The 7,339-nt window shown below is 68.5% G+C and carries 7 protein-coding genes; 3 read left to right on the plus strand and 4 right to left on the minus strand.

Annotation, left to right across the window (positions count from 1 at the left end; genetic code table 11):
* The first annotated feature begins 198 nt into the window (after positions 1-198).
* Together Q0996_RS19735 and Q0996_RS19740 are read left to right on the plus strand one after the other, a co-directional pair.
* A complete protein-coding gene (locus Q0996_RS19735) occupies positions 199-1,413 on the plus strand; it encodes an ammonium transporter (protein ID WP_299623800.1) in 1,215 nt (404 codons plus the stop codon).
* Between the two features lie 27 nt (positions 1,414-1,440).
* Positions 1,441-1,779, plus strand: a complete 339-nt coding sequence (locus Q0996_RS19740; protein WP_299623802.1) for a P-II family nitrogen regulator — start codon at positions 1,441-1,443, stop codon at positions 1,777-1,779.
* Between the two features lie 153 nt (positions 1,780-1,932).
* Here the strand turns inward: Q0996_RS19740 and Q0996_RS19745 are convergent, their stop codons facing one another.
* The 4 genes from Q0996_RS19745 to Q0996_RS19760 form a co-directional block, all read right to left on the minus strand.
* Complete coding sequence (locus tag Q0996_RS19745) at positions 1,933-2,973, minus strand: site-specific DNA-methyltransferase (protein WP_299623814.1); 1,041 nt, start codon at positions 2,971-2,973, stop codon at positions 1,933-1,935.
* Between the two features lie 133 nt (positions 2,974-3,106).
* Positions 3,107-3,742, minus strand: a complete 636-nt coding sequence (locus tag Q0996_RS19750; protein ID WP_322096761.1) for a ribonuclease HII — start codon at positions 3,740-3,742, stop codon at positions 3,107-3,109.
* A 58-nt stretch (positions 3,743-3,800) separates the two neighbouring features.
* On the minus strand, positions 3,801-5,213 hold the full coding sequence (locus Q0996_RS19755; protein WP_299623808.1) for a cation:proton antiporter: 1,413 nt from the start codon (positions 5,211-5,213) through the stop codon (positions 3,801-3,803).
* Between the two features lie 187 nt (positions 5,214-5,400).
* Positions 5,401-6,525, minus strand: coding sequence for a PA0069 family radical SAM protein (locus Q0996_RS19760; RefSeq protein ID WP_299623810.1), 1,125 nt, complete (start codon positions 6,523-6,525; stop codon positions 5,401-5,403).
* Positions 6,526-6,546: 21 nt separating this feature from the next.
* Between Q0996_RS19760 and Q0996_RS19765 the strand changes: the two genes are divergently transcribed.
* Complete coding sequence (locus Q0996_RS19765) at positions 6,547-7,215, plus strand: TIGR04282 family arsenosugar biosynthesis glycosyltransferase (RefSeq protein ID WP_299623812.1); 669 nt, start codon at positions 6,547-6,549, stop codon at positions 7,213-7,215.
* The last annotated feature ends 124 nt before the right edge of the window (positions 7,216-7,339 follow it).

The raw sequence follows: 7,339 nt of genomic DNA on the forward strand, positions 1-7,339 counted from the left end.
GTATTAATTGACTACACATCAATTTGATTAAGCTTGGATGGCCCCTCCGGGCAGGGCGCGGGCCGTTGCCGCCGGCCTTCCGGCCCGATAGATGCGCCACGGCGCCCCGATTGCGTTTGCGGCGGCTGTCGGCTATGCCTCGGTCCCGCATAAACAATGCCCATATCACTCTGTCCGCGGGTTCTGGGGGGGAAGCTGATGATCGACAGTGGCGATACGGCCTGGATTCTCACATCCACGGCCCTTGTTCTTCTGATGACCTTGCCGGGTCTGGCGCTGTTCTATGCCGGGCTGGTGCAGACCAAGAACACGCTCTCGGTGCTGATGCACTGTATTTCCATTGCGGCGCTGGCCAGCGTGATCTGGTTCGTCTGCGGCTACTCGCTGGCCTTCGAGGCCGGCAACGCCCTGATCGGCGGTCTCTCCAAGGTGTTTCTCGCAGGGGTGGAGCGCGGCGCGGTCTTCCCCGATACCGGCCTGCCGGAGACGGTCTTCGTCATGTTCCAGATGACCTTCGCCGTCATCACACCGGCGCTGATCGTCGGCGCCTTTGTGGAGCGCATCCGCTTCGGCGCGGTAATGGCCTTCTCCGCGGTCTGGCTGCTGCTGGTCTACGTGCCGGTCACCCACTGGGTCTGGGGCGGCGGCTGGCTCTACGCCTGGGGCGTGATGGACTATGCCGGGGGCATCGTGGTCCACGTCACCGCCGGCGTCTCCGCCCTGGTGATCGCCGCCATGCTGGGGCCGCGGTCGGGCTTTCCCCAGAGCATCCGCCCGCCCCATGCGCCCTGGATGGTGATGGTCGGCGCCTGCCTGCTCTGGGTCGGCTGGTTCGGCTTCAACGCCGGCTCGGCCCTCGGCGCGGGTGCGGATGCCGGCATGGCGATGCTGGTCACCCACCTCTCCGCCGCCGTGGCTTCGCTGGTCTGGCTGGTGATCGAGACCGTGCGCTTCGGCAAGCCGAGCCTGGTGGGCCTGGTCACCGGCACCATCGCCGGCCTCGCCACGATCACCCCGGCCTCCGGCTTCGTCGGGCCCATGGGCGGCATCCTGCTCGGCCTCTTCGGCGGGCTGCTCTGCTACGTCGCCGTGGACATCGTCAAGCGGACCCTGAAGATCGACGATTCCCTGGACGTGCTGGCGGTGCACGGCGTCGGCGGCGCCACCGGCACCCTGCTGGTGGCCTTCCTCGCCGCCCTGCCCGGCGGCAGCGGCGTCAACGCGGAGGGCGGGGCCTTCAGCCAGTTCGTCGTGCAGCTCTCCGGCGTCGCCGCCACCATCGTCTGGAGCGCGGTGGCGACCTTCGTCATCGTCAAGGCGGTGAGCCTCACCATCGGGCTCAGGGTCAGCGAGGACGACGAGATCGAAGGGCTGGACTTCACCGCCCATGGCGAAAAAGCCTACAACCCCTAGAAGGGAGCCCTAGAAGGGAGGCCGAGCATGAAGTACATCACGGCGATCATCCAGCCGCACCGCCTGGACCGCGTGCGCGAGGCGCTCGGCGCCCTCGGCGTGCACGGCCTGACGGCCAGCGATGTCTACGGTTACGGCCGCCAGAAGGGCCATACCGAGGTCTATCGCGGGGCGGAATACGAGATCAACTACGTGCCCAAGATCAAGATCGAGATCGCGGTTACCGACGAGCAGGCCGAGGCCGTGCTGGAAGCGGTGCAGGAGGCCGCGCGCAGCGGCAAGATCGGCGACGGCAAGGTCTTCGTCTTCGATCTCGGCGACGCCCTGCGCATCCGCACCGGCGAGGCGGGGACGCAGGCGTTGTAGGACTTTCCGGATTGTTTTGGCCCACTGGCTGTCATCCCGGACCTGATCCGGGATCCATCGTCCCGTTCGCAATGCCTGTCAATGCAAACACCGGGACTGCGGGTTCCATGGACCCCGGATCAGGTCCGGGGTGACGGCTGAGAATTCGGCCAATCAGTTCAGCGTCTTGCCGAGGTTGGCGCGCAGCTTCTGGCGCAGCACGTCGATGGAGACCGGCTTGCCGTCGGCGGACTTCACCGACCAGAAGGACCAGCCGTTGCACGACGGCGCGCCCTGCAGGTGGGCGCCCACCTGGTGGATCGAGCCCTTGAAGTCGCTGGTGATCAGGGTGCCGTCGGCGCGCACCTTGGCGCGCCAGCCCTTGTGCGGGCCGTAGAGGACGGTGCCCGGCTCCAGCAGGCCGTGCTCGATGAGCCAACCGAAGGGAATGCGCGGCTCCTGTCGCTTGGCCGGGGCGTCCACGAGTTCCAGATCCTTCACCGGCTGCACCTGGGCGATGCGTTTTTCGGCGAGCGCGATGTAGGCCGGATCGCGCTCCAGACCGATGAAGCGGCGCCCCAGCTTCTTGGCCACCGCACCGGTGGTGCCGCTGCCGAAGAAGGGGTCGAGCACGGTCTCGCCGGGCTTGGTGGCGGCCATGATCACGCGGTGCAGCAGGGCTTCCGGCTTCTGGGTCGGATGGCCCTTGTCGCCGGCCGTGTTCTTCAGGCGCTCCGAACCGCTGCAGATGGGGATCAGCCAGTCGCTGCGCATCTGCAGGTCGTCGTTCAGCCGCTTCATGGCGTCGTAGTTGAAGGTGTAGCGGGTGTCCTTGTCCTTGGCCGCCCAGATCAGGGTCTCGTGGGCGTTGGTGAAACGCCGGCCGCGGAAGTTGGGCATGGGGTTGGACTTGCGCCAGACCACGTCGTTGAGGATCCAGAACTCGAGGTCCTGCAGCGCCGTGCCGACGCGGAAGATGTTGTGGTAGCTGCCGATCACCCAGAGGGTGCCGCTGTCCTTCAGCACGCGGCGCGCAGCGCGCAGCCAGCGCCGGGTGAAGTCGTCGTAGGCGGCGAAGCTGTCGAACCGGTCCCAGGCGTCGTCCACCGCGTCGACGCGGGTGTTGTTGGGGCGGTAGAGTTCCCCCTCGAGCTGGAGGTTGTAGGGCGGGTCGGCAAAGACCATGTCGACCGAGGCCTCCGGCATGGCCTCCATCAACGCAATGCAGTCGCCCTGCTTGACCACATCCTTCTGCACGCCAGGCTGTTCCCCCTTGCTGCGCACCCTTCCGGGCACGCGAAGCGGGCATCCTGAGTCACCGGACTCTCCGCGTCAAGAGTCTTTGGACTCAAGATGTTAGGGCCAATGCCTCGCGGATCGGGCGAAACGAGCGCCGGTGCAGCGGGGTGATGCCCAGGCGGGCGATGGCGGCGCGGTGCTCCGGCGTGCCGTAGCCCTGGTTGCGTTCCCAGCCGTAGCCGGGGTAGTCGCCGGCCAGGGCCGCCATCCTGCGGTCGCGGCTGACCTTTGCCACCACCGAGGCGGCGGCGATGGAAAGGGAGCGGCTGTCGCCCTTGACCACCGCCCGGGCCGGGCAGGGAAGCACCGGTGTCTGGCGGCCGTCCACCAGGGCGGCATCGGCGGCCAGGGAGAGCGCGGCCGCCGCGCGTTGCATGGCGAGCAGCGAGGCCTGCAGGATGTTCAGGGAATCGATCTCGGCGACGCTGGCCTCCGCCGGGGCGATGGCGGCCTCATCCGGACCGAGCGCCAGCAAGGCCTCGAAGAGGGTGTCGCGCCGGGCGGCGCTGAGTTTTTTCGAATCGTCCAGGCCGCCGCGCAGGTCGGTGGGCAGCGCGGTCGGGTCGAGCCAGACAGCGGCGGCGACAACCGGTCCGGCCCAGGGGCCGCGCCCGGCCTCGTCGAGGCCGATCACCGTCAATCCGCGGTCCTGGCCAAGTTCTTGTTCAAGGGAGAAATCGGGCAAGGACGGAAAACCAAGCTCGAAAGAGTTGCACCTCATGCACGGCCTTGCGGCCCGGCCGTCAGTCCGCCTCGGCGCCGCCCGGCTCCGGGGTCAGGGGGCGGCCCCGCACCACCGGTGTTGAGGGCGCCTTGGACTCGGCGGGTGCATCTTGGCCCGCCGGCGCCTCCGGCGCCACTGTCTTGTCGCCGAGGAGGGGGCGGGCGAGCCACAGGGCCCAGCCGCCGATGCGCCCGCCGGAGCGGCCGAGGGCCTTGGCCTCGGGCCCCACGGTGAGGCGCAGGGTCTCGCGCCCGGAGGTGATGCCGAGCAGGGCGATCCGGTGCAATCGCCGCGCGGCCTCCATCCAGAAGGGGCTGCCCATGAGCGAGAGCACGGTCACCGCCACCAGCAGGCGGTGCTCCTCCGGCGAGATCACCCCGGCGGTGAGGCCGAGGGCGGCGAGGATGAAGGAGAACTCGCCGAGCTGGGCCAGGGCGACGCCGGAGAGGAAGGCGCGCGGCCAGGTCTCGCCCATGGCGCGGATGACCACGATGTTGAGGGCGGTCTTCAGGACCGCGACGAAGGTGACGATGAAGAGGACCGTGCCCAGGTTGTCCCAGATGTAGCGGAGGTCCATCAGCAGGCCGATGGTGAGGAAAAACACCATCAGCAGCACCGACTGGATCGGCGCGGTGTAGTGCATCATCACCCGCCGGCTGGTGGAGTTGCCGATCACCAGGCCGGCCAGGAAGGCGCCGTAGGAGGCCGAGAGGTCGAGCAGGCCGGAAAGGGCGGCGGCCCCGAAGCAGAAGGCGAGGCCGGCCAGCGGGGTGAGGTCGGCGTTGCGCCCGACGGTCTTGGCAAAGGGCAGGCGCAGGCGCTTGCCGCGGCCCAGGAAGATCAGCACCACGGCGAGAAAGGCGATGGAGAGGCCGATCTTGGCGATGGCCTCCAGGCCGATGCCGCCGGCATCGCTCTGAAAGGCGCTGACCACCAGCATCATGGGAATGACCGCCAGGTCCTGGGCGATGAGGATGCCGATGGTGACGTTGGCGACCCGGGTGCCCTTCTCGCCGATCTCCTCCAGCATCTTGATGGCCACGGCGGTGGAGGAGAGGGCGACGACGAAGCCCAGCACCACCGTGAGCGGAAGCGGCCAGTCGAGGTAGAGCCCCAGCAGCGACATGGCGAGCACGCCGACGGCGATCTGGAACAGGGTGGTCAGGATGGCGATCCGCCAGACCGCCTTGAGGCCGCGCAGGTGCAGCTCCATGCCGATGAAGAACAGCAGCATGAGCACGCCCAGCTCGGCCAACAGGCGCACCTGATCACGATTCTCGACAAAGCCGAAGCCGGAGGGCCCGAGGGCGGCCCCGGCGAGGATGTAGCCCAGCAGGATCGGCTGGCGGAAATAGCGCATCAGCAGGCCGCACCCCAGCGCCGCGACCACCACGATCGCCAGCTCGGTGATGCTGCTGCTATGGCCCTCCACTTTGCTGCTCCCGCTTTTGCCGCTCTGCGCCCGCCGCCGGCGCCTGCCCGCGCGCCGCGGTCAATTGTCGCTGGCCGCGGCTTTCAAAAGAGTGAAAGCGGCCTCGGGAATCGTGGAAATACAGCAAATTGGACAGATCAAGCCGCCGGCCTGCTGCCGTGGAGCCGGCACGGCAAATCCGGCTTGGTCAGAGCAGCGAGAGCTGCCGCCGGTCGGCTTTGTCGTCGGGCTTGGGCGGCTCGAACTGGCTGACGTCCAGGGGGGCCTCTCCGCGGTTCAGGCCGAGCCGCCGCTCGACCCGCTTGAAGCGCTGCGCCAGGAGATCGGCATAGACGCCGCTGCCGCGTTGCCGCAGGCCGAATTGGGCCTGGTAGAGCCCGCCCTCGCGGGTGTCGCGGACCAGCTTCAGCACCTTGGACTTGCGGTCCGGGAAGTGGGCTTCCAGCCACTCGTCGAAGAGGTCCTTGATCTCCAGGGGCAGGCGCAGCAGCACGTAGCCGGCGGACTTGGCTCCGGCGCGGACCGCCGCCTCCAGCAGGGCCTCCAGTTCCAGATCGTTGATCGCCGGGATCATCGGCGCGGTCAGCACCCCGGTGGGAACACCGGCGGCATTGAGGGTGCGCACCGCCTCCAGCCGCCGCGCCGGGGTCGGCGCCCGCGGTTCCATGATCCGCGACAGCTCCCGGTCCAGGGAGGTGACCGAGACCATCACCCGCACCAGCTTGGCCTGGGCCATGGGGGCGAGGATGTCGAGGTCCCTGGTGACCAGGTTGGACTTGGTGACGATGGTGAAGGGATGGCGGCAGTCGCGCAGCACCTCCAGGATGCCCCGGGTGATCCGCAGCCGCTTTTCGATGGGCTGATAGGGGTCGGTGTTGGTGCCGAGAGCAATGGGCTCGGGGCGGTAGGACTTGCGCGCCAGTTCCCGCCGCAGCAGCGCCGCCGCCTCCGGCTTGGCCAGCAGCTTGGTTTCGAAATCCAGCCCGGGGGAGTAGCCGAGCCAGGCGTGGCTCGGCCGGGCGAAGCAGTAAATGCAGCCGTGCTCGCAGCCGCGATAGGGATTGATGGAGCGGTCGAAGGGAACGTCGGGGGAGGTGTTGCGGGCGATGATCGTGCGGGTCGCGTCCCAGATCACCTCAGTGGGCTGTGGGCGCGGGCCGTCGCCGAATCCCGGCTCGCCGAAGCCGCCATGGGTCGGGTCCTGTCCCCAGCCGTCGTCCACCAGGACACGGGAGAAGGGCTCGTAGCGCCCGCTGGCATTGCTGACGGCGCCACGGCCCTTCTTAGGTCTGTCAGGGAACAGATCAACCATGCCTTCAGGCTAGCCGATCGAATGGAACAAAACAAGAACAATGTGGTTACCGAGCGCGTTCGCCCGCTAGACTGCCGCACCATGGGCGGCCTTCGAAACCATCTCGTCGTCATGGCCCGGGCCCCGCGCCTGGGCACCGTGAAGCGGCGTCTGGCACGGGACGTCGGGGCGGTTGCGGCTCTGCGGTTCTACCGAAGTCACACGGCGGCTTTGCTGCGCGACCTCTCCGGCGATCCGCGCTGGCTCACCTGGCTGGCCGTGACCCCCGATACGGCCACCCGCGACGGGCGCGGCCTGTGGCCCTTTCAGGGACGTTTGGTGGCCCAGGGCGGCGGCGACCTCGGCCGGCGCATGTCCGGCCTTTTCGAGTACCTGCCGCCCGGCCCGGTGGTGATCGTCGGTAGCGACATTCCCGGGATCACCCGCGGCCATATCGCCGGGGCTTTTCGCAAACTCGGCGCCCACGACTGGGTCTTCGGGCCGGCGGCGGATGGCGGCTACTGGCTGGTGGGTGCACGGCGGCGCCCGCGCCTGCAAACCCCTTTCGAGGGGGTGCGCTGGTCGAGCGCCGATACTCTTGCCGACACCCTGGCCAATCTGCAGGGCCGGCGGATCGCCCTCATCGAAACCCTCTGCGATATCGATACGGGCGCGGACCTGGAAGCGGTCCGGGATCAGGCGGCGCGGTAGCGGTCCAGCCAGTGGGCGTAGGGCGCCGGCAGGGTCCAGGCCGGCCGTTCGATGCCCAGCGCCCGGGCGGCGTCGTAAGCCCAATGCGGGTTCGCCAGCAGCGCCCGCCCCAGCATCACCAGAT

It is taken from the genome of Pelagibius sp., from assembly GCF_028289705.1.
GTDB lineage: Bacteria > Pseudomonadota > Alphaproteobacteria > Kiloniellales > Kiloniellaceae > Pelagibius.

Bases quoted from the DNA above. Each gene is read 5' to 3' on its own strand.
- Q0996_RS19735 (WP_299623800.1), top strand. From the start codon at position 199: ATGATCGACAGTGGCGATACGGCCTGGATTCTCACATCCACGGCCCTT.
- Q0996_RS19740 (WP_299623802.1), top strand. From the start codon at position 1,441: ATGAAGTACATCACGGCGATCATCCAGCCGCACCGCCTGGACCGCGTG.
- Q0996_RS19745 (WP_299623814.1), bottom strand. From the start codon at position 2,973: ATGGAGGCCATGCCGGAGGCCTCGGTCGACATGGTCTTTGCCGACCCG.
- Q0996_RS19760 (WP_299623810.1), bottom strand. From the start codon at position 6,525: ATGGTTGATCTGTTCCCTGACAGACCTAAGAAGGGCCGTGGCGCCGTC.
- Q0996_RS19765 (WP_299623812.1), top strand. From the start codon at position 6,547: ATGGAACAAAACAAGAACAATGTGGTTACCGAGCGCGTTCGCCCGCTA.